Origin of the sequence: Bradyrhizobium sp. CB2312 (assembly GCF_029714425.1) — a bacterium.
In the GTDB taxonomy this organism is placed as follows: Bacteria; Pseudomonadota; Alphaproteobacteria; order Rhizobiales; family Xanthobacteraceae; genus Bradyrhizobium.
Map to the genome: position 1 here is coordinate 3,587,591 of NZ_CP121668.1, position 22,692 is coordinate 3,610,282.

General features: G+C 64.6%; 18 protein-coding genes and 1 pseudogene. 5 read left to right on the top strand and 14 right to left on the bottom strand.

Going from position 1 to position 22,692, the window contains the following annotated elements; translation table 11 throughout:
* Window positions 1–586: 586 nt before the first annotated feature.
* The 12 genes and pseudogenes from QA642_RS17375 to QA642_RS17425 all read right to left on the bottom strand — a co-directional run bounded on the left by QA642_RS17375 (window position 587) and on the right by QA642_RS17425 (window position 13,820).
* Window positions 587–1,678 carry a HupE/UreJ family protein gene (locus tag QA642_RS17375; RefSeq protein ID WP_283085705.1) on the bottom strand — a complete coding sequence of 364 codons (1,092 nt, stop codon included), beginning with the start codon at window positions 1,676–1,678 and terminating at the stop codon, window positions 587–589.
* Window positions 1,675–2,694 (bottom strand): DUF4340 domain-containing protein, encoded by a 1,020-nt coding sequence (locus QA642_RS17380; RefSeq protein ID WP_283085706.1) that lies wholly within the window; start codon window positions 2,692–2,694, stop codon window positions 1,675–1,677. The genes QA642_RS17375 and QA642_RS17380 overlap by 4 nt, the downstream gene beginning before the upstream one ends.
* A gap of 38 nt (window positions 2,695–2,732) precedes the next feature.
* Window positions 2,733–4,334 (bottom strand): Gldg family protein, encoded by a 1,602-nt coding sequence (locus QA642_RS17385; protein ID WP_283085707.1) that lies wholly within the window; start codon window positions 4,332–4,334, stop codon window positions 2,733–2,735.
* Window positions 4,335–4,346: 12 nt separating this feature from the next.
* Entirely contained in the window at window positions 4,347–5,048 is a 702-nt protein-coding gene (locus QA642_RS17390; protein ID WP_283085708.1) for an ABC transporter permease, read from the bottom strand.
* A complete protein-coding gene (locus QA642_RS17395) occupies window positions 5,045–5,992 on the bottom strand; it encodes an ABC transporter ATP-binding protein (RefSeq protein ID WP_283085709.1) in 948 nt (315 codons plus the stop codon). Before QA642_RS17395 ends, QA642_RS17390 begins: the two co-directional genes overlap by 4 nt.
* A gap of 110 nt (window positions 5,993–6,102) precedes the next feature.
* A complete protein-coding gene (locus QA642_RS17400) occupies window positions 6,103–6,939 on the bottom strand; it encodes an N-acyl homoserine lactonase family protein (RefSeq protein ID WP_283085710.1) in 837 nt (278 codons plus the stop codon).
* 221 nt (window positions 6,940–7,160) lie between these two features.
* Window positions 7,161–7,510 (bottom strand): annotated as a pseudogene (locus QA642_RS17405) (YbaK/EbsC family protein); the annotation flags it as partial.
* A gap of 32 nt (window positions 7,511–7,542) precedes the next feature.
* Window positions 7,543–8,355 carry an amidohydrolase family protein gene (locus tag QA642_RS46560; RefSeq protein WP_349253853.1) on the bottom strand — a complete coding sequence of 271 codons (813 nt, stop codon included), beginning with the start codon at window positions 8,353–8,355 and terminating at the stop codon, window positions 7,543–7,545.
* Window positions 8,271–9,245 carry an amidohydrolase family protein gene (locus tag QA642_RS46565; RefSeq protein ID WP_349253854.1) on the bottom strand — a complete coding sequence of 325 codons (975 nt, stop codon included), beginning with the start codon at window positions 9,243–9,245 and terminating at the stop codon, window positions 8,271–8,273. Before QA642_RS46565 ends, QA642_RS46560 begins: the two co-directional genes overlap by 85 nt.
* 322 nt (window positions 9,246–9,567) lie before the next feature.
* Window positions 9,568–9,996, bottom strand: a complete 429-nt coding sequence (locus tag QA642_RS17415; RefSeq protein ID WP_283085711.1) for a heme-binding protein — start codon at window positions 9,994–9,996, stop codon at window positions 9,568–9,570.
* A complete protein-coding gene (locus tag QA642_RS17420; protein ID WP_283085712.1) occupies window positions 9,989–12,964 on the bottom strand; it encodes an FAD-binding and (Fe-S)-binding domain-containing protein in 2,976 nt (991 codons plus the stop codon). The genes QA642_RS17415 and QA642_RS17420 overlap by 8 nt, the downstream gene beginning before the upstream one ends.
* Window positions 12,965–13,067: 103 nt before the next feature.
* Complete coding sequence (locus QA642_RS17425; protein ID WP_283085713.1) at window positions 13,068–13,820, bottom strand: GntR family transcriptional regulator; 753 nt, start codon at window positions 13,818–13,820, stop codon at window positions 13,068–13,070.
* Between the two features lie 132 nt (window positions 13,821–13,952).
* On the opposite strand from QA642_RS17425, the gene QA642_RS17430 reads away from it, so the two are divergent.
* From QA642_RS17430 to QA642_RS17450, 5 genes are all read left to right on the top strand, one after another.
* Window positions 13,953–15,155, top strand: coding sequence for an alanine--glyoxylate aminotransferase family protein (locus QA642_RS17430; RefSeq protein WP_283085714.1), 1,203 nt, complete (start codon window positions 13,953–13,955; stop codon window positions 15,153–15,155).
* A 54-nt stretch (window positions 15,156–15,209) separates the two neighbouring features.
* On the top strand, window positions 15,210–16,493 hold the full coding sequence (locus QA642_RS17435) for an MFS transporter (RefSeq protein ID WP_283085715.1): 1,284 nt from the start codon (window positions 15,210–15,212) through the stop codon (window positions 16,491–16,493).
* A gap of 271 nt (window positions 16,494–16,764) precedes the next feature.
* Window positions 16,765–17,964: an aminotransferase class V-fold PLP-dependent enzyme gene (locus tag QA642_RS17440; protein ID WP_283085716.1), complete on the top strand. Its 1,200-nt coding sequence runs from the start codon at window positions 16,765–16,767 to the stop codon at window positions 17,962–17,964.
* Window positions 17,965–18,005: 41 nt separating this feature from the next.
* Window positions 18,006–18,803 (top strand): enoyl-CoA hydratase/isomerase family protein, encoded by a 798-nt coding sequence (locus QA642_RS17445; RefSeq protein WP_092219954.1) that lies wholly within the window; start codon window positions 18,006–18,008, stop codon window positions 18,801–18,803.
* Window positions 18,804–18,957: 154 nt separating this feature from the next.
* Window positions 18,958–19,503, top strand: a complete 546-nt coding sequence (locus QA642_RS17450; RefSeq protein WP_283085717.1) for a tetratricopeptide repeat protein — start codon at window positions 18,958–18,960, stop codon at window positions 19,501–19,503.
* Between the two features lie 210 nt (window positions 19,504–19,713).
* Here the strand turns inward: QA642_RS17450 and QA642_RS17455 are convergent, their stop codons facing one another.
* Both QA642_RS17455 and gspD read right to left on the bottom strand, forming a co-directional pair.
* Complete coding sequence (locus tag QA642_RS17455) at window positions 19,714–20,298, bottom strand: A24 family peptidase (RefSeq protein WP_283085718.1); 585 nt, start codon at window positions 20,296–20,298, stop codon at window positions 19,714–19,716.
* Window positions 20,299–20,369: 71 nt separating this feature from the next.
* A complete protein-coding gene (gspD, locus tag QA642_RS17460) occupies window positions 20,370–22,664 on the bottom strand; it encodes a type II secretion system secretin GspD (protein ID WP_283085719.1) in 2,295 nt (764 codons plus the stop codon).
* Window positions 22,665–22,692: the final 28 nt, after the last annotated feature.

Below are 22,692 nucleotides of genomic sequence, written 5' to 3' on the forward strand. Positions count from 1 at the left end.
CCATGACGGGTTCAACGACCAGATTATCGAAGGGAGACCTCAAAGGGCATTGATGTATGGCGAGTACCGGCGTGAAATGGGATGAAGGTGTCATAGCTTGGGACGGTCTGTTGCTCGACGGATGGGCTGCTCCCATCATGCATTCGCATCCCTGCGCCCACTGGGCAGTTTGATCGAAGCCCCGAGAGATGCAGGTGATTCCGATGCGCACAATTGGTGCCGCCAGCTTTGACCGCCTCGGCCGGCACTAAGAGCGGAACCCGAATGGCGGCGGACTGAACGAGCCGTCCCAAACGGGAAGCCACATCACGTTCACGGCTTCCTTTCGAAGTTTCGAGCGGACTGCCGGTCGCAATTCGACCATGCTACGCGATTTCGCACTCAACGATGCCGAGCTCGTCGGCATCGCCCTTTCGATGACGTCGACCTCCAGGTTGGGAATACTGTCAGGCGCTCGGCGCCGACGTTCCGCAAGTCATGCTGCTGCAGGAATGGTTCGCATCGCGGCACGAAAGGATGCGGGCCAGGCTTGCCATGCTGCTGCCGGGCACCGCCAGAATACTCGGGATGATGAATCCACGACGCCTCAGGCCTCCATCATGCGCATGAAAAGCCAGTAGCCACTGACCAGGCTGATCACAGCGGATACGGCATAGACCAGCCCAGTCGCCCTCATCGGCTTGGCGCGGTCAGTCGTGATCAGCCGGTCGAACAGGCCGAGCACCGGGAATACGATCGCGACGATCGCGACTTGGCCGATTTCGACGCCGATATTGAAGGCAGCAAGCGCCGGTACGATCGCATTCGTCGGCAGGCCGACTTCATGAAGCGCGCCGGCAAAGCCGAAGCCGTGGATCAGCCCGAACACGAAGGCCACGCGCCAGCGCCTGTCTATGTCGCGCGAGAAGAAGTTCTCAACGGCAACGAACATAATCGAGGCCGCGATCGCTGGCTCCACAACGCGGCTGGGGATCACGACGAGGTCGAGCGCCGCCAGAGACAGCGTGATCGAATGGGCGATGGTGAAGGCGGTGACGATCTTGACGACCGGAATGAGCCGGCGCGCCCACAGCACGACCGCGATCAGAAAGGCGATGTGATCGTAGCCGAGAAAGATGTGCTCGATACCAGTTAGGAGATAGCGCTGCATTGTCGACCCTAGCGGCGCCGCCGGCGCCGAGAGTGTGACGGTGGTATTGCCGGCATCGAGCAGCGCCTGCGCTTCAGACTTGCCCTGCGTGACTAGCACCACCTGGCGCGCGGTCGGATCCTTCTCGGTCAGGACGGTCGAGTGATAGACGATGTCGCCGGCAACGCCCTCGCAGGCAAAGCTGTTGCGATAGATGACACCGTCGCCATCGGCCAGGATGGCCGCAATACCGGGGGCGCAGGCCGTCCCTTCGGTCCCCAATACGGCCAGATGTGCCTTCATGTAGGCGAGGATGAACGCAGCGGCCGCGTCGACTGCGCCGGGATCGACCGCGTCTTCCTTTGCGTCGTAGATCTTGGTGCCGACGAGCCGGTCTATGTCGCTGCCCTTGAGCGCGACCTCGACGGTCACGGTGCGATCGGTAGTCAGCGCCACGCGCGCTGTCGAAAGGTTGACTTGGTGCGCGCGAACCGGCGCGCCGAAGCTGAGCAGAAACAAGCCGAGCAGCAAGAGGCGAGCTAAGTTCACGATCCCGCTCCGATGGCGCGGAGCAGCTCCGTCAAGCGGCGCATCTCGAACTCGGCCACGGTGACCACCGCGCCATTGGGCGCGAGCCGTGCGTAGCGGTCGAGTCTATCGGCGGATGCACCGAACTCTAGTCTTGCCAGCGGCGCGGCCGCATCGCGCGAGAATACCAGCACGATGAGGGTCGGCAGGTTGAGCCCATAGCGGGCGACTTGCGACGGATCAGCCGGTCCGACGCGCGTCTCGACTGCGGCGGCATCCAACGCGCGTATCGCCGCGTCGATGACGCGGGCCTGCTCGGGATCGGCGACGTGCACAACATTGCCGGCGGCGTGGTTGTGCTGGCCGAGGTGGCGGAACCAGTTGCCGTCAATGTCGCGCTCGAAGCGGGTGAGCTTGCCCGCGAAGATGATCTCGAACGCCCACACCTGCGCTATAGAGATGGGCAGCAACAAGCTCTTGCCACGGCTTGCCGCATCCGGCCCGGCTGGGCCGCGCAGGCGGCGCGCCATATCGAGCGTGACCTGCCACTCCTCGCCGAAATGACGCGGCATCAGGTACACAGCGGGACGCCCGGCGACCCGGACATAATAAGAGGTGCTCGCCGGATTGAGCGCGCCCAAATTCACGGAGATCGTCGAACCATCGGCCGTATCGATCACGGCCACGGTTGCGGGCGGGTCGAGCCCAAATGCAGCGAATTGTTCCACAGCGAGCTCGGCGGCCGGAATTTCGCGCGCGGGCTCGCTGACGGCGACGAGCCGCAGCGCTGTTTCGAGATGCGATCCGAGCTCGGCCGGCACGGCGCCATCCATCCCCTCAATCATCCACTCGCCGGTCTTGCGAAGCAGGACAACGCTCCCGCTACCCGAACGAATCTCCACCCGCCGCGCGTCGGCAGGCGCGATGGCCACGAGGCCCTTCGGCGCAAATGCGACCTTGCTGCGCAGCTCCGGCCATTGCCCGCTGACGATCAGGACGCCCAGCAGCGCCACCAGGCACACAGCGAGCAGCGGCACAAGCCATCGGGTCGTCCCGCGCTTGGCTCCCCCGTCCGTCACCGTCGCCTCCACCACATCGCAACACCGAACAGAGCCGTGCTCAGCGGCAACAGCGCCTCCAGCACGATGAAAGTGTCGCGCATCTGGCTGCTGGTCAACACGATCTCCGGCAGCTTGAAGGTCTGCGGTGCGACGCTCGGCGTGGCATCATCCTCGGCAAGCCAGCGAAGCATGGCAAGCGAGAGCTCGCCATTAGAGACGTAGGGGAAATATTCGTTGCTTGCGAACTTGCTGGTGCCGGCCACGACGAGGCGGAAGCGCTTGCCCGGCGAGGCCTCCGGCCAGCTGCCTTCGAGCGCGACCGCAAGCGGCTGTGCGCTCCGCCGCGTGTTCGTCGTGTCTCTCTCCGTCACGGCGGGAGCAGACTTGGGCGAGCGCAAATAACTATCCTGGCTGCTCGCCGCCAGCACGATCAAGCTGACCCCGGACGGCGGCTGCGCCACCGCGATCGGCCGCGCCTGCGGAAACACGGTCAGCGCCAGACGCTTCGTGATCGGATGCGGCGGATAGTAGGGCACGGCGACCTTGTCCGCATCGGTACGGAAATGATTGAGGGGATCGATGACGATCATGGCCTGGCTCGATAGTCCCACGGGCTTGAGCAGCAATCGCTCGAAATCGCCGTCGAGCTGGGACAGCGGATCGATCAGGAGCAGAAGCCTGCCTCCACCTCTTACATAATCGCCGAGCAGGGCAGCCTCGTCAGCGGCAAAGGCTGTGCGCGGGCCGATGTCGGCGACCGCCGAGCAGTCAGGTGGAATGCTGGACGCCGTCGCCGTGACGAGCTCGCGCATTTCGAAGCCGATCTGGTCGAGGGCGAGCAAGAGCCGGTCGAGTTGCTCGGGCGCCGTTTCCAGCACGTCGCCGGCGCCGGGCGTCTCGTGCCCCTTCAAAGTCTCGACATGGCTGAAATGAAAATGCGAAGGCAGCGGGCGGAACGTCTCGCCGTGGCCGGTGACGAAGCAGACGGTCTCCACGCGCTTGCGCAGCACGCGCAACGCCGCATAGCCGATGCGGGCGGGATCGATGACGTTTTCGACGAGGATCTTGCGATCGTCGGCCTGCAGCACGGCGGTGTTGTAGGCGCGTACACCGAGGTCGCGGGCAAGGCCGGGCTCCTTGTCGAGATCAATGGCGCGGAAGGCGAGAAGCGGATGGTTCCGCGACGCGGTCTGAACGAGGTCGCGGACCGCAATCGCATTGGCATCGCTCGCATTGTAGAAATAGGTCAGCGCGAGCGGTGTGCGCAGTTGCGCGATCACGTCGGTGAGCTGTTGCGGCGGCGTATTGCGACCTTCCCGGCTGACGTCGAAATGCACGTCGTGGCGATAGAGCGCCATGTTGGCGCCGAAGACCGCCGCGACCGCCGCGACAACGATCGGCGCGTTCCCGACCAAGGCCGACCAGCGCGAGCCGCCGCCGCGCAAAGGGAGTCGAATTGCCAGCGTGAAGAGTGCGAGCAGCGCGAGAGCGCAGCCGACGAACAAGAGGATGTTCGATGCAGTTTCGCCGAGCCCCGCGAATCCGAGCGCGCCGCAGAGGATGGCGCCAACCGTCAGGACGAGGAGAGCGACATTCGATCTAACGGATCCGCTCATCGCCTGCGCCTCTCACCGCCGTGCCAGGGCGCGGACTGTCAACAGCAGCGTCAGCAGGGTGGCGCTGAGGAAGAAGCCCACGTCGGACAGATAGATCGAGCCGACAGCGAAGGGGCGGAAATGGACCGAGAGCGACAAGTTCACCACCAGGGTGTCCGCGGGGCTCGGCAGCAGCCAGCCGAAATTGTCGATGATCCAGAGCAGGAGGAACACGCTGAGCGAGATCAGGGCGGCGATCACCTGGTTGGCCGTCAGCGCCGAGGCCAACAGGCCTGTGCCGACCAGTGCCGATCCGAACAGCAGCAACCCGAAATAGCCGCTGTAGATCGGCCCGAAATCAGGATCGCCGAACCAGGCGAGCGCGGCCGCGTAGGCTCCCGACAGCACGAGCATGACTACGATCAGGCTCATCGCCGCCAAGAACTTCGCCAGCACGATCGCGACTTCGGAGAGCGGGGCGGTCAGGAGAACCTCCAGCGTCTTGAGCTTCCGCTCTTCCGCGAACAGTCGCATCGTGATCAGCGGTACGGTCAGCATGAACAGCACGAACATCTGGAAGAATATGTGCACCATGCTGGGCTGGTGGCTAAGGAACAGGGTGAGCGTGAAGCTGTAGCCCATGATCAGCAAGAACACCGTCATCAGCACGTAGGCGATCGGTGAGGAGAACAGCGCGGTCACTTCCTTCTCTAGCAGCACCGCGAAGCTTCTCATGCGACCGCCTCCGGTCGCCGGGTGAGATCGAGGAACACCCGCTCGAGATCAGGCCGTAGCTCGGTCAGCTCGCGCACTGGAATTTGCGCGGCGACCAGCACGGAGACCAGCTCGGCTGCGAGCGACGGACGCCGCTGCGCCCTGACGAGGAAGCGTCCAGCACCCTCGGGATCCGAGACAACCTCGCGCACGCCGGCGACGACCTTCGTCGCGCCGTGGACGGCCTCTTCCGACGCGTCTACCGACAGGCGCAACGTTTGATCCTGTGTGACATCTTTCAGCGCATCGGACGTCAAGAGCACGCCGTCGAGCAGGATCATCACGCGCGAGGCAATTTTCTCGATCTCGGGCAGGATGTGCGAGGCCAGCAACACGGTGTGGCGTCCGGCCAGCGACTGGATCAGGCCGCGCACGGCGATCACCTGGTGCGGATCGAGCCCGCTGGTCGGCTCGTCCAGCACCAGAACTTTTGGATCGCCCAGGAGAGCCTGCGCGATCGAGACACGCTGGCGAAAGCCGCGAGACAGTTTGCCGGTCGTGAGCCTCATGACGCGCGCAAGGTCCAGCCGCTCCGCCGCCTCATCGATCGCGGTCCTCGCCTTCGGCCCGTGCAATCCCTTAATACCGGCCATGAAATGCAGGAATTCGCCGACCCGCATGTGGTCGTAGAGCGGTGCATCTTCCGGCACATAGCTGATGGCACGACGCACGCCGAGGGAGTTCTCGACCACGTCGTGGCCAGCGATCTCGATGCGTCCTGAGGTTGGAACCAGGTAGCCCGTGAGCATGCGGAAGATCGTGCTTTTGCCGGACCCGTTCGGCCCGAGCAGGCCGACGATCTCCCCCGGCGCGATCGCAAAGGACACGTCGGCGACGGCGCGTCGTGGCCCGTACCATTTTGTGACGCGCTCGGCGAGAACGACCGGAGAAACAGCCGGAAGCATGGAAACTTTAGACCCCCTCTGGCGGACACCGCGTAAGACTACCGAGCAAAATCCCGGGCGCGAAGGCCCGGGATGACGACTCGTGCGGGATGTCCCTGGGCTACTACCACTCACTCGTAGAATTCGGGCGAGTGCTTGTGCGCCTTGAAAGTGTCGGGGTCGTGGGCATAGATGATGTCGGCGCCCTCGGTGTCGCGAACGCGCTTCACCCAGGCGTAGGCATCGAGCATGCCGACGGGATCATAGACGCTGCCGATGCTCGGCAGGATGTTCTTGTCCAGGTTCTCCTGGAGATAAACGGCGTCGCTGGTCAGCACCACCGTGCCAGTTTTCGGCAGGCGCACCACCAGGATCTGGCTTCCGGGCGTGTGCGACACGGTACGGTGGATGAAGACGCTATTGTCTCCGAACAGGTCGAGATCGCCGTCGAGCTCGATGGTCTTGTATTTGGAGGGCATCCCCCCGCCGACGCTGTTGCGCAGCATGGCGAAATCTTCAGAGATGAAGAAGGTCGCGTAGCCCGGCGCAGGCCAGAACGCGTTCCTCATCTCGTCGCGCTGGTACACGAAGGTCGAATCCAGGAACTTGCCGATGTTGCCGGCGTGATCGACGTGGAAATGACCGAGGATGACATATTTGATGTCAGATGTCTTGACGTTGATCTTGGAAAGCTGAGCGTCGATGGCGATGTCGGGCGAACGACCCGGATCAAGCGCCTTCACGAATGGCCCCCAATAGTCCGGCTCCTTGATAATGCGGTCGTTGTTGCCGCAGTCGAACAGCACGTCGCCCTTGGGGTGGCGGATCAGGAAGAAGCCGACAGGAATTTGGATCTTGCCGCTACTGCCGTTCTGAATGATCGACTTGTCGAGATTGAGCGCCCCCGAAGAGAAGACGTAGAGCTTCATCTCCTTTGGCGGTTCAGCGGCCATCGCGGTAGCCGACATAAGAAAAAGTCCTGCGGCCAGCGAGCCAAGGACTTTTAACGCAGTCCCCCGCATGTCGTCCTCCCTGTTTTCGACGCGCTTTTTTCAGCGGATGTAGCATCCTACCATAGTTTAATGCGGCTGTGCAGGCTCAATGGGCGCGAGCGGGCGAATAAAAGATCAAGATGCGAGGCCTGACACTTTTGTGCGACGCAATTGTCCCACTGATGACCCCGTCCTGCTCAGGCGACAACGCCGGCCACGACTGCCTTCAGAACGTCGTGCACGTCGGCTGGTTTGAGCCGAACCTGCAAGCCACGTTGACCGCCATTGATATAGACTGCTCCTGCCGAAGCGCGCTCTGCTCGACCACGGCGCGCACGAGTCTTCACTGCCCGAAAGGGCTGATCCCGTCGATCTTGAAGCCGGCAAGGCGTTCCAGCCGGCCTCATCATCTGCGCCGACTTGCCGCCGCCGGCAGCGGCGAGCTTCTTCATCGACGATCCTCGTCGGACGGCACGAGGACTCGGACCGGCTTCCTGTCAACCACCGCCTTCAGCGTCCTTCGCGCAGGATCCTCGCCGAGTGCTGCAGTCCGATGCTCTCGTTTGCCGAGGCTACGGTTCAGCGCTGAAAGACGACCTTGCCGCCGACCAGCGTCAGATCCGCCTTGATGTCTTTGATCTGCTCTTCCGGCACGGCCATGTAGTCCGCGGAAAGCACCACGATGTCGGCAAGCTTTCCGGGCTCAATCGTCCCTTTCCGCGCTTCATCGAATGTGTAGCGCGAAGCTGCGCTGGTGTAGAGGCGCAGGGCCTGCTCGCGAGTAACGGCTTCCGCCGCCCCAAAGACGTTTCCGTTCGGATCCTTCCTGGTCACCATAATGTACATGTTGAGAAAAGGGTTGATCGGATTGACGGGGAAGTCCGTTCCGGCGCCGAGGCTATCAAGGCCCATTTTCGCGATCAACGTCCTGGTCGGCACGGCGCGGTCAGCGGTCGCCCGCCCCAGAAACCGCTCGACGGTCGCGGCCTTGTCCCACAGGAAGACGTTCTGGAAATCGATGCGGACTCCTAGATTGTGCGCGCGCTCCATCTGCTCCGGCCTGATCAGACTGGCATGAATAAGGACGAAACGACGATCTCGGATCGATTTTTCTTTGTCGGCTGATTCGAGCGCGTCGAGCACTTGGTCGATGCCGAGGTCGCCGACGACGTGCACGCCGACACGCCAGCCGTAGCGGTTGCAGATCGAGACGAGTTGCTTCAGCCGGTCGGGTGTCTGCTGCGCAATGCCGTGGTAGTTGTCATGTGAATCGGGATAGACGTCGCGCATGAGCGCTGTTTTCAGCGTCATGCCTCCATCGTAGAAGATCTTGATGCCGGCGAACTTGAGCCAGTCGTCGCCAAAGCCCGACGAGGCCCCGTTGCCCGACATGATAGCTTCCACGCGGTCAGATCAGCTGGCGGTTCTGGCCGGAACATCACGCCGATGCGCAAGGTGGCTTTTCCGGACGCGGCAAGCTTCTGCAGCGTGCGGATATCACGGGCTTCCGTTGCGCCTTCGACCGCGCTGGTGATTCCAAAGCTGTTCAGCACGCTCTCCGCAATCGTGAACTGCCGAATCTCGTCGTCTTCCGTCCAAGGCGGCACGGCTTTCTCGACCCGATCGATCGCTGCTTCGACAAGCACGCCGGTCAATTCGCCGGTAGCGTCGCGCTCGAATGATCCACCGCTCGGATCCGCGGTGGTCTTGTCGACCCCTACCGCTTGCAGGGCCATGGTGTTCGCCATCGAGAAATGCCCGACGGTGCGCAGGTAGACCGGATTGTTCGGGGCGACGCTGTCGATCTCTTGCCTGGTCAGATAGCGTTTCTCGGAGAGTTGCGACGGCGGATGCCATGCGCCACCCACGATCCACTCGCCCGGCTTCTTCTTCGCCCCGAACGCCTTGATCGCCTCGAGCGCGTCCGCAACAGTCTTCGCTCGGCCCATGGCGACGACATAGTCGCCAAGTCCAGCGGCCTTGAAGTGAGCGTGCGTATCGATCAACCCGGGAATGACGCTCTTGCCGGACACATCGAGCACGCGCGTGCCAGCGCCGGCAAGCGCCCTGATCGATGCGTTGCTTCCGGTGGCGAGAATCTTTCCGTCTCTGATGGCGACCGCCTCTGTAACGGTGGATCGTTCGTCCAGCGTCAGAACGTTTCCGTTGATGAGGACGAGGTCAGGCGCGTTGAAGTTTCCCTGCTGGCTTGCCGCAGGTGCAGCGCCAGCGAGCCACATCCCCGTCCCGAAAACCGCAAGTGCCATCAACTTGGAGACCATTGGATCCTCACCAATTTTGTTCAAGAGACGAACGTTTGTTCTATTTTTGAGGCTAGTTCCAATCTCGACGCGGTTCAACGCCTCTTGGCAAAGCCCGGCGACAGTTCACCTTGGGTCAAAAGCAGGCGCCCCGCCACTCGGTTGAGCGCCGTCTGGCTTCCATCGGATAGCAGACGTGCCGATGGGCTCCCGTAGTATTGAGATTAGGGCTAGTTGCCGACTTCGGTAGAGAATGCACAAGACGGCGCTTGCTCTTTATGTTGCTTCAAGTTTGCGACGTCAACAACATGGTCTGGACGCAACTCCTCCAGTAGCGCGGAGGCTACCCCGCGTTGGCCTTCAGCCCCGCCGCCTGGATGCCCGCGACCGCACAGGCCTCGTCATTGTCGGAGGTATCACCGGACACGCCCACCGCGCCCAGAAGGGTCGCGCCGTCCATGATCAGCACGCCACCAGGGACCGGCACCAGCGCGCCCTTGGCGATCGTGTTGACGGCATCGATGAAATAGGCCTGCTCCTGGGCGCGCTGGAACAGGGCGCGCGAGCCCATGCCCATTGCGAGTGCGCCATAGGCCTTGCCGTGCGCGATCTCGGCGCGCATCAGGCTGGTGCCGTCCTGCGCGGCGGCGATCTTGAGTACGCCGCGCGCGTCCAGGATGGTGACGACCAGCGGCTTCAGCTTCAGCTCGACGGATTTTGCGAAGGCGGCGTCGAGGATCTTGCGGGCGGTGTCGAGGGTGAGGTCAGCCATGGCTGGTTTCCTTTGCAGCGGTTGAGGTGGAATTGGTTCCGGCACGATCGAGGCTCATTGCCAGGACGCGTGCGACGTGAAGCGCCTCGCGCTGGGCACCGTCATGGATCTGGTGCCGGCACGAGGTGCCGTCGGCGACGACCAGCGTGCTCTCGTCAGCGCGCCGCACCGCCGGCAGCAGCGACAGCTCGGCCATCTCGATTGAGGCATCATAGGTGTCGGCACCATAGCCGAAGGCGCCGGCCATGCCGCAGCAGCTGGACTCGATTGTTTCGACCTTCAGGCCGGGCACGAGCCGCAGCACCTGTTCGACCGGCTTGAAGGCGCCGAAGGATTTTTGATGGCAATGGCCGTGCACGACGGCTTTTTCGGCGATCTGGCCGAGCGGCAATTGCAGCCGGCCGGCCTCGGCCTCGCGCACCAAAAATTCCTCGAAGGTGAGCGCATGGGCGCCGACGGCCTTGGCGTCGTTGTCCTTGCGCAGTGAGGCGAGTTCGTCGCGCAGCGTCAGCAGGCAGCTCGGCTCGAGGCCGACGATCGGCACGCCGCGCGCGGCAAACGGCGCGAAGGCGGCGACGAGACGGTCGAGCTCGGATCTGGCTTCATCGACGAGACCCGCCGAGAGGAACGTGCGGCCGCAGCAGAGCGGGCGGTTGCCGCTCGCAGGCTTCGGCAGATGCACGCGATATCCGCCGGCCGTCAGCACGCGCAGCGCGGCCTCGAGGTTCTCGCGCTCGTAGATGTGGTTGAACGTATCGGCGAACAGAACGACCTCGCGGCCGGCCTCCGGTCCGACGCTGTCGGCCGGCGGCACGAACACGTCGCTGCGGAAGGCGGGCAGGGCGCGGCGCGCGCTAATGCCGGCAAAGCGCTCGAACAGCTTTCGCAGCAGCGGACTGCTGTTGCGCAAATTCGTCAGCGGCGCGAAGCGCGCGGCGAGGCCAGCATAGCGCGGCAGATAGCCGACCAGGCGGTCGCGCAGCGTCAGGCCGTGGGAGGCGGCGCGCGCGGCCAGCACCTCGATCTTCATCTTGGCCATGTCGACGCCAACAGGGCATTCATGGCGGCAGGCCTTGCAGGAGACGCAAAGTTTTAGCGTCTCCATCATCGCGTCGGAGGCGAGCGCATCGGGGCCGAGCTGGCCGGAGATCGCGAGGCGCAAGGTGTTGGCACGGCCTCGCGTGACATCCTTCTCGTTGCGCGTGGCGCGATAGGACGGGCACATCACGCCGCCCTCGAGCTTGCGGCAGGCGCCGTTGTTGTTGCACATCTCGACCGCGCCCTGGAAACCGCCGCCGGCGCCGGGCCAGGCGGACCAGTCGAGCTTCGTCTTCAGTTCGCCCACGCGATAGTCCGGCTTGAAGCGGAACAGCGAGCGATCGTCCATTTTCGGCGCATCGACGATCTTGCCCGGATTGAGCGTGCCGTCGGGATCGAAGCGGTGCTTCACCTCCCTGAAGTCGGCGACGAGGCGCTCGCCGAACATCGTCTCGTGGAATTCCGAGCGCACCAGGCCGTCGCCATGCTCGCCGGAATGCGAGCCCTTGTATTCGTGCACCAGCGCGAAGGCTTCCTCGGCGATGGCGCGCATCGCCTTGACGTCCTTCTCCAGCTTCAGGTTCAGCACGGGCCGCACATGCAGGCAGCCCTCGGAGGCGTGCGCATACATCGTGCCGCTGGTGCCGTGCTTCGCGAAGACCTCATTCAGCCGCGCGGTGTAATCGGCGAGATGCGGCAGTGGCACGGCGCAGTCCTCGACGAAGGAGACCGGCTTGCCCTCCTGCTTCATCGACATCATGACGTTGAGGCCGGCGGCGCGGAAATCGGCGATGCCGCTCTGCAGCGCCGGTTCGGTGATCTCGACCACGCCGCCCCATTTGCGCGGGTCGTTATTCCAGCCGAAGCCGAGATCGCCCATCAGTTCGGTGAGCTGCTTCAGGCGTTGCAGATTGTCCGCCTGGTCTTCCTCTGCGAACTCGACCACCAGCACCGCATCCGGATCGCCCTTGATCGCGGCGGAGATGATCGGGCGGAACATCGCGATGTCGCGGCCGAGCGCGATCATGGTGCGGTCGACCAGCTCGACCGCGATCGGCTTGAGCTTGACCAGGTGCTGGGCCGCGTCCATGGCCTCGTAAAAGCTACCGAAATGGCAGACGCCGAGCGCCTTGTTGCGGATCACGGGCCAGAGCTTCAGCTCGACCTTGGTGGTGAAGGCGAGGGTGCCTTCGGAGCCGACCAGCAGATGCGCCATGTTGTTCGGCGCGTTGCGCGGCGCCAGCGCATCGAGATTGTAGCCGCCGACCCGGCGCTGCACTTTTGGAAAGCGCGCCGCGATCTCGTCGGCCTCGCGCGTGCCGAGATCGAGCATGTCGCGAAACAGCGCGCGGGTGCTGTCGGGTGCCTCGACGTCGGAGAGATCGCGCGACACCTCGCCAAAGCGGCTCAGCGTGCCGTCGGCAAGTGCGGCCTCCATCGATAGCGTGTTGTCGCGCATGGTGCCGTAGCGGAGCGAGCGGCCGCCGCAGGAATTGTTGCCGGCCATGCCGCCTATGGTGGCGCGCGAGGCGGTGGAGACGTCGACGGGAAACCACAGGCCGTGCTTTTTGAGCTGGCGGTTGAGGTCGTCGAGCACGATGCCGGGCTCGACGACGCAGGTGCGGCCTTCGACGTCGAGCGACAGGATACGGTTGAGATGCTTCGAGAGATCGACCACGAGGCCGTCATTGACGGTCTGGCCGCATTGCGAGGTGCCGCCACCGCGCGGGGTGACCTTGCGGCCCTCATCGCGGGCGATCGCCAGCGCCCGCAGCGCCTCGTCCATGGTCCTGGGGACCACCACGCCAGCCGGCATGATCTGGTAGAACGAGGCGTCGGTGGCGTAGCGGCCGCGGCTGAAGGGGTCGAACAGGACGTCGCCGGTTACTTCCGACCGCAGGCGCCGTTCGAGCGAGGAAGCGTTTGTCATCCCTGATCCCGGACTGCCCCAGCGAGGCCCAGGCCTTGTGAGTCATTCATTACGGTTCCCGATCGATTATATTATGAATTCAAAATGAGCAAGCCGGCTGCCCTCAAGGCGAAGCCGGCGCGTGCTCTTGGGGCTCGGTCAGGTGCTCGATCGCAGCGGTCCGCTTGTTGCGCAAGTGCTGGAACAGGATGTCGCTGAGCTCGCTGGCGGCTCTGCGGCGCAGCGCATCGAGGATGGCCTCGTGCTCGCGCATCGCCTCCGCCCAGCGCTGCCGCTTGCGGGCGAAGTTGGCGGAGTAGCGGACGCGCCGAATGCGGCCGGCGAAGTTGGCGTAGGCGGTTTTCAGCGTCTCGTTGCGCGCGGCCGCGACGATGCTCTCGTGGATGCGCTGGTTGGTCTGGAAGTAGCCGTGCATGTCGCGGTGCAGGTAGTGGCCGTACATCTCGTAATGCAGCTGCTCGATCGCGGTGATTTCCGCGTCTGTAATGGCCTCGCAGGCGAGGCGCCCGGCAAGGCTTTCCAGTCCCGCCATCACGTCGAACAGCTCTTCCAGGTCGCGCTGGCTGAGCTGGCGGACGCGCGCGCCACGGTTGGGCAGCAGCTCGATCAGGCCCTCGGCGGCGAGCACCTTCAAGGCCTCGCGCAGCGGCGTGCGGGAGATGCCGAGCATCTCGCAGAGCTGCCGTTCCGGAACGCGCGCGCCTTCGGGGATGTTGCCCTCGACCACGTAGTCGCGCAGCCGCAGCAGGATCTCGCCGTGAAGCGAGGCTTCGTGACGGTTTTCCTGGCGATCGCCGCCATTGCTGGCGGGCGGAGGGGCGATCGGAACCCCGGTGTCGGGAATCGTGGATTTCATTTGCTGCACAGTAGTTTGCTCGCTCGGGCGCGTCGACATCCACAATCGAATACCAAATTTCGATTGAAAGGACAAAAAATGAATGCAAAATTCCTCCAGAGCCGGCCAGAATTCGCCGACAGGGAGGTTTTTATGCATCAGGGACGCCATTTCCTTCAGATTCCGGGCCCGAGCCCGGTCCCCGAGCGCGTTCTGCGCGCCATGGACATGCCTGTGATCGACCACCGCAGCGCCGAGTTCGGCGAGCTCGGCCGCACCGTGCTCGAAGGCAGCCAGAAGATCTTCCAGACCAAGGGCCCGGTCGTGATCTTCCCCTCCTCGGGGACCGGCGCCTGGGAAGCCGCGATCGTCAACACGCTGTCGCCGGGCGATAAGGTGCTGATGGTCGAGACCGGCCATTTCGCCACGCTGTGGCGGCAGATGGCGGGTCGCTTCGGCATCGAGGTCGATTTCGTTCCGGGCGACTGGCGCCGCGGCGCCGATCCCGCCGTGATCGAAGCAAAACTCACCGAGGACAAGGCGCGCGCAATCAAGGCCGTGATGGTCGTGCACAACGAGACCTCGACCGGTGCGACCAGCCGCATCGCCGAGATCCGCGCCGCGATCGAGCGCACCTCGCATCCGGCGCTGCTGATGGTCGACACCATCTCCTCGCTCGGCTCGGTCGACTACCGCCACGACGAGTGGAAGGTCGACGTCAGCGTCAGCTGCTCGCAGAAAGGTTTCATGCTGCCGCCCGGCCTCGGCTTCAACGCGATTTCGGAGAAGGCGCTGGCTGCGTCCAAGACCAACAAGATGCCGCGCTCCTATTTCGACTGGGAGGAGATGCTCAAGCCCAATGCCAAGGGCTTCTTCCCCTACACACCGGCGACCAATTTGCTCTACGGGCTGCGCGAGGCGATCGCGATGCTGCTCGAGGAGGGGCTCGACAACGTCTTCGCGCGGCATCAGCGGCTGGCGGCTGCGACGCGCGCCGCGGTCAATCATTGGGGTCTCGAGATCCTCTGCCAGGAGCCGTCGGAATTTTCGCCGGTGCTGACCGCGGTGCTGATGCCGCCCGGCCATGACGCCGACCAGTTCCGCAAAGTTGTGCTCGAGAACTACAACATGTCGCTCGGCTCAGGCCTGTCGAAGGTCGCCGGAAAGGTCTTCCGCATCGGCCATCTCGGCGAATGCAATGCGCTGACGCTGCTCGGCGCGCTTACCGGCGTCGAGATGGGCCTGTCGGTCGCAGGCGTGCCGCATCGCTCCGGCGGCGTCGATGTCGCGATGAAGCTCTTGGAGCAGCGCCCGCAAGGCAATGCATCGCCACACCTGAAAGTGGTCGCCACTTAAGCCGCGCGGGACACGCGGCCGAAAATCATAACAAAGCGATCAGGGAGGGTGGAGATGAAGATTCGGTTCAAGGCCACACATGTCGTGCTGGCGATGCTCTGCGCGATGTATTTCATCACCTATGTCGACCGGGTGAACATCGGCACCGCCGCGAGCGAGATCCAGAAGGAGCTGGGTCTGTCGAACACCCAGCTCGGTCTCATCTTCTCCGCCTTCGCCTATCCCTATCTCTTGTTCCAGGTGATCGGAGGCTGGGTCGGCGATCATTTCGGCCCGCGCAAGACGCTGTTCTGGTGCGGCATGATCTGGACGGCCGCTACCATCATGACCGGCTTCGTCAACGGGCTCGCGGCACTCTTCATCGCACGCTTCGCGCTCGGCTTCGGCGAGGGCGCGACGTTCCCGACGGCCACGCGCGCGATGCAATATTGGACGCCGGCGAACCGCCGCGGCTTCGCGCAAGGGCTGACCCATTCCTTCGCCCGGCTCGGCAACGCGGTGACGCCGCCGGTGGTGGCCCTCTTGATCCTGTGGCTGACCTGGCGCGGCGCCTTCGTCGTGCTCGGCTTCGTGAGCCTGATCTGGGGCGTGATCTGGGTCTGGTATTTCCGCAACGAGCCGAAGGACCACGCCTCGATCACCGAGGCCGAGCTCGCGGCGCTGCCGCCGCGCCCGACCGGCGAGCGGCCGCGCGTGCCGTGGGGCCCGCTGCTCGGGCGGATGTGGCCGGTGACGCTGACCTATTTCTGCTACGGGTGGTGCCTGTGGCTGTACCTGAACTGGCTGCCGCTGTTCTTCAAGAACAACTACAATCTCGACATCAAGAACTCGGCACTGTTCGCCTCCGGCGTGTTCTTCGCCGGCGTGGTCGGCGACAGCGACGGCGGCGTGCTCTCGGACAAGATCCTCGACCGCACCGGCAATGTCCGCCTGGCGCGGCTCATCGTCACCGTAACAGGGTTTACGGGGGCGCTGCTCTCGCTGCTGCCGATCCTGTTCGTCCACGACATCACCATCGTCGCGCTGTGCCTGTCGGCGGGCTTCTTCTGCGCTGAGCTCGTGATCGGCCCGATGTGGTCGATCCCGATGGACATTGCTCCGAAATATTCCGGCACCGCGTCGGGACTCATGAACACCGGCTCGGCCTTCGCGGCCATCGTCTCACCGCTGGTCGCGGGCTTCGTGATCGACTCGACCGGCAACTGGTACCTGCCGTTCCTGATGTCGATGGGGCTTTTGCTGCTCGGCGGCTTTTCGGCCTTCCTGATGCATCCGGAACGCCCGTTCACCGAGGCCGAGGGCCAACTGCCCTCAGGCCGGGTGGTGGCTGCGGAGTAGGGGCGTTCACAATTGCCCGTCATGCCCGGGCTTGTCCCGCCTGCGCGGCCGAAGCCGCTTCGGCGCGGCGAAGGCCCGGGCATCCACGTTCTTCGCGCTGCGGGGCAAGGCGAGGACGGCCGGGACAAGCCCGGCCATGACGCTGTGGAAATAGGGGCGGCGGGGGGCCCGCCGGTTATGCATGGGAGACGTCTTTAGGAGAGGGGACAAGCCGGTCAAATGGTGCTATTCGGCGGCCACCAAAATCAAGGCTAGACCGGGAAGGACGCCGATGACCGTGCATACTGGAAGGCATTTCTTACAGATTCCAGGACCGACCAACGTGCCCGACCGCGTGCTGCGGGCGATGGACATGCCGACGCTGGACCATCGCGGTCCGGAGTTCGCCGAGCTCGGTTTCGCCGTCCTCGCCGCGATGCAGCGCGTGTTCCGCACCAAGCAGCCCGTGATCATCTTCCCCTCGTCCGGCACCGGCGCCTGGGAAGCGGCGATGGTCAACGTGTTCGCGCCCGGCGACAAGGTCTTGATGTGCGAGACAGGCCAGTTCGCCGTGCTGTGGCGCGGCATCGCCGACAAGTTCAAGCTCGACGTCGACTTCATCCCGAGCGACTGGCGCCATGGCGCCGACCTCGCCGAGATCGAGCAGCGCCTGGCCGCCGACAAGCAGCACAAGATCAAGGCGGTCTGCGTCGTGCACAACGAGACCTCGACCGGCTGCCTGACGCCGCCCCTGGAGGTGCGCAAGATCCTCGACCGCGTGAAGCACCCGGCGCTGCTGATGGTCGACACCATCTCCGGCCTCGGCTCGATGGAATACGAGCACGACGCCTGGGGCATCGACGTCTCGGTTGCGGGCTCGCAGAAGGGCCTGATGCTGCCGCCGGGCCTCGGCTTCAACGCCGTGTCGGAGAAGGCGCTCAACGTCGCCAAAACCAATCCGGGCATGCGCTCCTATTGGGACTGGCAGGAAGTGATCAGCTTCAACAAGCTCGGCACCTTCCCCTATACGCCGGCGACCAATCTGCTCTACGGCCTGCGCGAAGCGGTGAAGATGCTGGAGGAGGAGGGCCTCGAGAACGTCTGGGCCCGCCACAAGCGTCACAGCGCGGCGACGCGCGCCGCGGTCAAGGTCTGGGGCCTCGAGACGCAGTGCGCCGATCCCGCCGCGCATTCGCCGGCGCTGACCGGCGTGCGCGTGCCGGAAGGGTTCGACGCCGACGCCTTCCGCAAGGTGGTGCTGGAGAATTTCGACATGTCGCTCGGCACCGGCCTGAACAAGGTCAAGGGCAAGGTGTTCCGCATCGGCCATATCGGCCATTTCAACGATCTGATGCTGATGGGCACGCTTGCCGGCGTCGAGATGGGCCTCGATCTTGCAAAAATCCCGCACCGGAGCGGCGGCGTGCTGGCGGCCATGGACGTCCTGAAGGGACGCGACGTGGTGCCGATGACCAAGGCCCAGGTGGCGTAAGGTTCAGGCGGCCTGAACCAACCTAAGAAAGTGAGCGCGCGATGAACGCACCGACGACTGCCAACGAAGACCTGCTCTACTCCGTCACGGACGGCATCGCGCGGATCACCTTCAACCGCCCCCAGGCGCGCAACGCAATGACCTTCGCCATGTATGACCGCATGGCGGAGATCTGCCAGGAGATCAACGCCGACCGATCGATCAAGGCGCTGATCCTCACCGGCGCCGGCGACAAGGCCTTCGCCTCCGGCACCGACATTTCGCAATTCCGCGCGTTCAAGACCGCGCAGGACGCGCTCGACTACGAGGCCCGTATCGACCGCGTGCTCGGCACGCTCGAGCAGTGCCGCGTGCCGGTGATCGCGGCGATCGCGGGCGCCTGCACCGGCGGCGGTGCCGGCATTGCGGCCTGCTGCGACTTGCGCATCGGGACCGAAACGACGCGCATGGGCTTTCCGATCGCGCGCACGCTCGGCAATTGCCTTTCGATGTCCAACATCAGTCGCGTCGTCGCGCTGGTGGGACCGGCCCGCACCAAGGATCTGATCTTCAAGGCGCGCCTCGTCGAGGCGCCGGAAGCGCTTGCGCTCGGCCTGCTGAATGAGGTGGTGCCCGACGTCGAGACGCTCCAGCGCCGCGCCGACGAGACCGCAAAGCTCGTCGCCAGCCACGCGCCGCTGACGCTCGAAGCCACCAAGGAAGCGGTGCGCCGCATCCGCCGCACGCTGTCGCGCGAGGAAGGCGAGGATCTGATCCTCAAGGCCTATATGAGCGAAGATTTTCGCGAAGGCATGGACGCTTTCCTCAACAAGCGTACGCCCGTCTGGAAGGGCAAGTAGCGCGTCCGGCGCGATCCTGCGCCGCGCGATGCGCGGCGTCATGACGATCGGCATCACCGTATCGCAGGCAAGATGCAGCATTGCATCGCGAGGCGTATGGATACTGTCATGTGTTCGGAATAGCCTGCTGCCGCGTGATAGGCGGGGATGCTGCATGATGAGGAAGATTGGGCTCGATCAGGCTGCGAGCTACGGCGGGCGGCCGCTGCGACACATGCTCATGTTGCTCGGCGTCGCCGGCTGGATGCTTGTGGGTGCCACCGGTGCCCACGCCCAGTCGTTCCGCCAGGGCGTCGCCGCGTTCCAGCGTCAGGACTATGTGACGGCTTCCCGCATCTTCATTCCGCTCGCCGAGCGCGGCAATGCGCCGGCGCAGACCTATCTCGGCTTCCTGTTCGAGACCGGCCGCGGCGTGCCGATGAACTACACGGAAGCCGCGATGTGGTACCGCCGCGCGGCGGAGCAGGGCGACAGCCGCGCGCAATATTCGCTGGGCCTGCTCTATGACCGCGGCCAGGGCGTGCCGCAGGACATCGTCGAGGCCTCCAAATGGCTCAACCTGTCGACGGCTGCCGCACCGCCGCCGGTGCGGGAGTCGCGGGCCCGGATCCGCGATGCCGTCACCACCAAGATGACACGCGGGGAGATCGCGCAGGCCCGTCTGCGGGCGCTGGAATGGGCGCCGAGCCGCGAGCATTGATCGCGAATATTCCGGCTGGCGCGCCGCGGCCATGGTGACATCGTGCCAGTGTTTTGCCCGACGTGTCAAATGGATTCCGTAAAATCCGAAATTGCCCTGCGTCGGCCGACAAGTCATTGATAAAGCTGTCCCCGTCTACTGTGCATGGGGTTGTTTTCGAGCTTTTGTACGGGGCGGGCTGCCAATCACGGCCAGTGGCGGTATGAGGCCTTAGCCCGGCCAGCCGCCGAGCCAGTTCACATACCAGGTCTCGCCCAGCCAGCCGATCCAGATCGCCGGCGCCAGGAACAGCCCAAACGGCAGGAAGGCGGTCGCGCGCAGCCGCTTCCTTTGCAGCACGGCGTTGCCGACATAGGCGCCGATCGCGAGCAGCGCGGCAAGCTCGATCACCGCAACCACGGTGGCAAGATCGAGCCAGGCCCCGCACACCGCAGCCAGCTTGACGTCGCCGAGCCCGAGCCCGTCGCGGCCGCGCCAGTAGCGGTAGACCAGCATCAGCAGCAGCAGTGGCAGCGCGACTGCCACCGCGCGGGCCAGCGGCCAGAGCAGCGCCTCGATGCCGATGTCGGGTACGAACGCGCCGGCGCGGAGCAGGGCGAGGGCGAAAGCTGCGCCCGTCAGCTCGTTCGGGATGAGGTAGTGGCGCGCGTCATTCGCCGCGATCGCCAGCATCAGCGCGGCCAGGAACGCGCCGTAGAGGCCTTCCGCGCCGGGCGCGATGACGAGGCTCGCGAACACACCCAGCAGCAGGGCGATGCCGAGCGCCAGTGAAGGGGCCGTCTCTTCGTCCGCCACCTGATCCGTCCCGGTTGTCGTCTGGGCATGGTCCTTCCGGAAAGCCGCCGCGCGCTTGTCCGGATCATGCTCTAGCGTGCCACCTTGGGCGGGTTCACGGTTACCACGGGATTGCTGGTCCCGACCAGGCGGCTGTTCATCTTCGTGCGCATCTCCTCCGCGATGACATGCGCATCGACGCCGTCCTTGATCACGGTCGGCCTGATGAACAGGATCAGCTCGGTGCGTGCACGCGTGTTGGTCTGATGCGAGAAGGCATCGCCCATGCCGGGAATGGAATCGAGGATCGGAATGCCCTGGCGCTGCCTGTTCTCGGTCTCGCTGATCAGGCCGGCCAGCAGCACGGTCTGCCCGCTCGTCACCGCGATCGAGCTCTTGACCCGGCGCTGCGAGATCGTCGGCGTCAGCGAGTTGGCACTGCCGGCAGCGACGCTCGAGATCTCCTGCTCGATGTCGAGCACGACGTTGCCGTTGGCATTGGCGCGCGGCAGCACGCGCAGGATGATGCCGGTGTTCTTGTAGTCGATGGTGTTGACCACAGTGTTGTTGGCGGTCAGCACGGTCGCGGTGCCGGTCGAGAACGGCACCTGGTCGCCGACCTGCAAGGTTGCGGCCTGGTTGTCGAGCACCACCAGCGAGGGATTCGACAGCACCTTGACGTCGGTGACGTTATGCAGCGCATCGAGCACGACGCGCGGCGAGTTTTCGGAGCCGATCAGGAAATTGAAGCCGGGCAACGCGCGCCCGAGCAGGGCGCCGGCGGCGGCGTTGACCGCGTTGCTCGTCGGCTCGGTGTTGCTGCCGATCGTGGCGCTGTTGCTGATGCCCGAGATGGTGTTGGAGATCGAGCCTTTCTGGCTCGCCAGGAAGAACTGCACGCCATAGTTCAGCTGATTGTTCAGCGTCACCTCGGCGATGGTCGCCTCGATCGCGATCTGGCGCTGCGGCCGGTCGATCTGGCGGATGGTCTGCTCGACGATGCGCTGGGCGTCCTGGTTGGCGTAGACGAGCACGGCGTTGTTGGTGACGTCGGCGGTGATCCGCACGTTCTGCAGGATGCTGTTGGCGCCGGGCTTCGCGCCGCCACCGCCCGACAGTCCGCCGCCGAGGCCGTTGTCCTGTGCCGGCGTCGCCGAGGCGACAGGGGCGGGACGGGCGCTGAACGACGAGCCGGCGGGTCCGCTGACCGGCGTGGTGGCCCCGGCAGCGGCGGTCGGCAATGCGCTCAGCGAGGCGATGGGATTGGTGGAGGACGATGACGTCGTCGACATCCCGGAGCCGGGCGAGATCTGGCTCGAGGCGCTGTCGAGCGTCGAGCCGTTCGCCGAGCCCTGGTTGAGCAGCATGTCGTTCAGCATCGCCACGATCACCTTGGAATTGCCGTAGCGCAGCGGATAGGATTTCAGGTTCACCCCGTCGGTGTCGGAGCGGTCGAGCCGCGCGATCCATGTCTGCGCGCGCTTCAGATACTCCGGCTTCTGGCTCACCACGAGGATCGAGTTGAGCCGCGAGATCGCCTGCAGCTTGATCACGTTCTGGCTCATCCCGCCTTCGCCGGAATCCATGATCTTCTCGATCTCGCTGATGACGGGCTCCGGCGCGGAATTGTGCACCGGGAAGATGCCGACGGATTGTCCGCGCATCCAGTCGGCATCGAAGGAGAGAATGGTGTCGACGGCGGACGCCCGGTCGGAGCCGCTGCCGCTGATGATCAGCGTGTTGCGGGCGTTGTCGGGACGCATGGTCGAGGCCTTGACGCCGAACGCGTCGAGCAGCTTGAAGATGTTTTGGGCCGAGACATAGCGCAGCGGCACCACGGAGATGCCCTGGCCGGCCGCGACGTTCGCGCGGTCGACGCCGCCGGGACCTGCCTCCGGGGCCGGCAGCAGCCGATAGCCGGTGCGGTCGCGCACCAACGCGACGCCGGACATGCGCAGCGCATTCTCTAGCACGTAGAGCGCGTCCGCCTTGGGCACTGGGCGCACCGAGGCCAGCGTCACGGTACCCTGCACGCGCGGGTCGATCGTGTAGCCGACATTCAACACGTCACCGAGGATCACCTTCGCGACGGTCGCCACCGGCGCGTTCTCGAAATTGAGATCATATCCGCTGCCGCCGCCATCATCGCGCTCGGCTACAGCACTGCCCTGGGGCGTTGCATCATCGCCGAGATAGATCGCAGGCTTGGACGATTTCGACTGGGCGATGCCGCTCGCGCCGGTATCTGCGGGTTGGCGCGGCTGCAGGTCGAGTGAGCGAACTTTATCGGCAATGTCCTGCGCGCGCGGATCTTTTGGGTCGGCCTCGATGGATTGGTCGGCGGTGACGATGCAGGCGCCGAGCAGGAAAGCGGACGACAACAGCATGACCGCTCCAGGCAACGCTGTGCGGAGG

Excerpts from the sequence above, each read along its gene's own strand:
- QA642_RS17385 (WP_283085707.1), bottom strand. The coding sequence starts at position 4,334 with ATGAGCGGATCCGTTAGATCGAATGTCGCTCTCCTCGTCCTGACGGTT.
- QA642_RS17390 (WP_283085708.1), bottom strand. The coding sequence starts at position 5,048 with ATGAGAAGCTTCGCGGTGCTGCTAGAGAAGGAAGTGACCGCGCTGTTC.
- QA642_RS17395 (WP_283085709.1), bottom strand. The coding sequence starts at position 5,992 with ATGCTTCCGGCTGTTTCTCCGGTCGTTCTCGCCGAGCGCGTCACAAAA.
- QA642_RS17400 (WP_283085710.1), bottom strand. The coding sequence starts at position 6,939 with ATGTCGGCTACCGCGATGGCCGCTGAACCGCCAAAGGAGATGAAGCTC.
- QA642_RS46560 (WP_349253853.1), bottom strand. The coding sequence starts at position 8,355 with ATGTCGGGCAACGGGGCCTCGTCGGGCTTTGGCGACGACTGGCTCAAG.
- QA642_RS46565 (WP_349253854.1), bottom strand. The coding sequence starts at position 9,245 with ATGGTCTCCAAGTTGATGGCACTTGCGGTTTTCGGGACGGGGATGTGG.
- QA642_RS17415 (WP_283085711.1), bottom strand. The coding sequence starts at position 9,996 with ATGGCTGACCTCACCCTCGACACCGCCCGCAAGATCCTCGACGCCGCC.
- QA642_RS17420 (WP_283085712.1), bottom strand. The coding sequence starts at position 12,964 with ATGACAAACGCTTCCTCGCTCGAACGGCGCCTGCGGTCGGAAGTAACC.
- QA642_RS17425 (WP_283085713.1), bottom strand. The coding sequence starts at position 13,820 with ATGAAATCCACGATTCCCGACACCGGGGTTCCGATCGCCCCTCCGCCC.
- QA642_RS17430 (WP_283085714.1), top strand. The coding sequence starts at position 13,953 with ATGCATCAGGGACGCCATTTCCTTCAGATTCCGGGCCCGAGCCCGGTC.
- QA642_RS17435 (WP_283085715.1), top strand. The coding sequence starts at position 15,210 with ATGAAGATTCGGTTCAAGGCCACACATGTCGTGCTGGCGATGCTCTGC.
- QA642_RS17440 (WP_283085716.1), top strand. The coding sequence starts at position 16,765 with ATGACCGTGCATACTGGAAGGCATTTCTTACAGATTCCAGGACCGACC.
- QA642_RS17445 (WP_092219954.1), top strand. The coding sequence starts at position 18,006 with ATGAACGCACCGACGACTGCCAACGAAGACCTGCTCTACTCCGTCACG.
- QA642_RS17450 (WP_283085717.1), top strand. The coding sequence starts at position 18,958 with ATGATGAGGAAGATTGGGCTCGATCAGGCTGCGAGCTACGGCGGGCGG.
- gspD (WP_283085719.1), bottom strand. The coding sequence starts at position 22,664 with ATGCTGTTGTCGTCCGCTTTCCTGCTCGGCGCCTGCATCGTCACCGCC.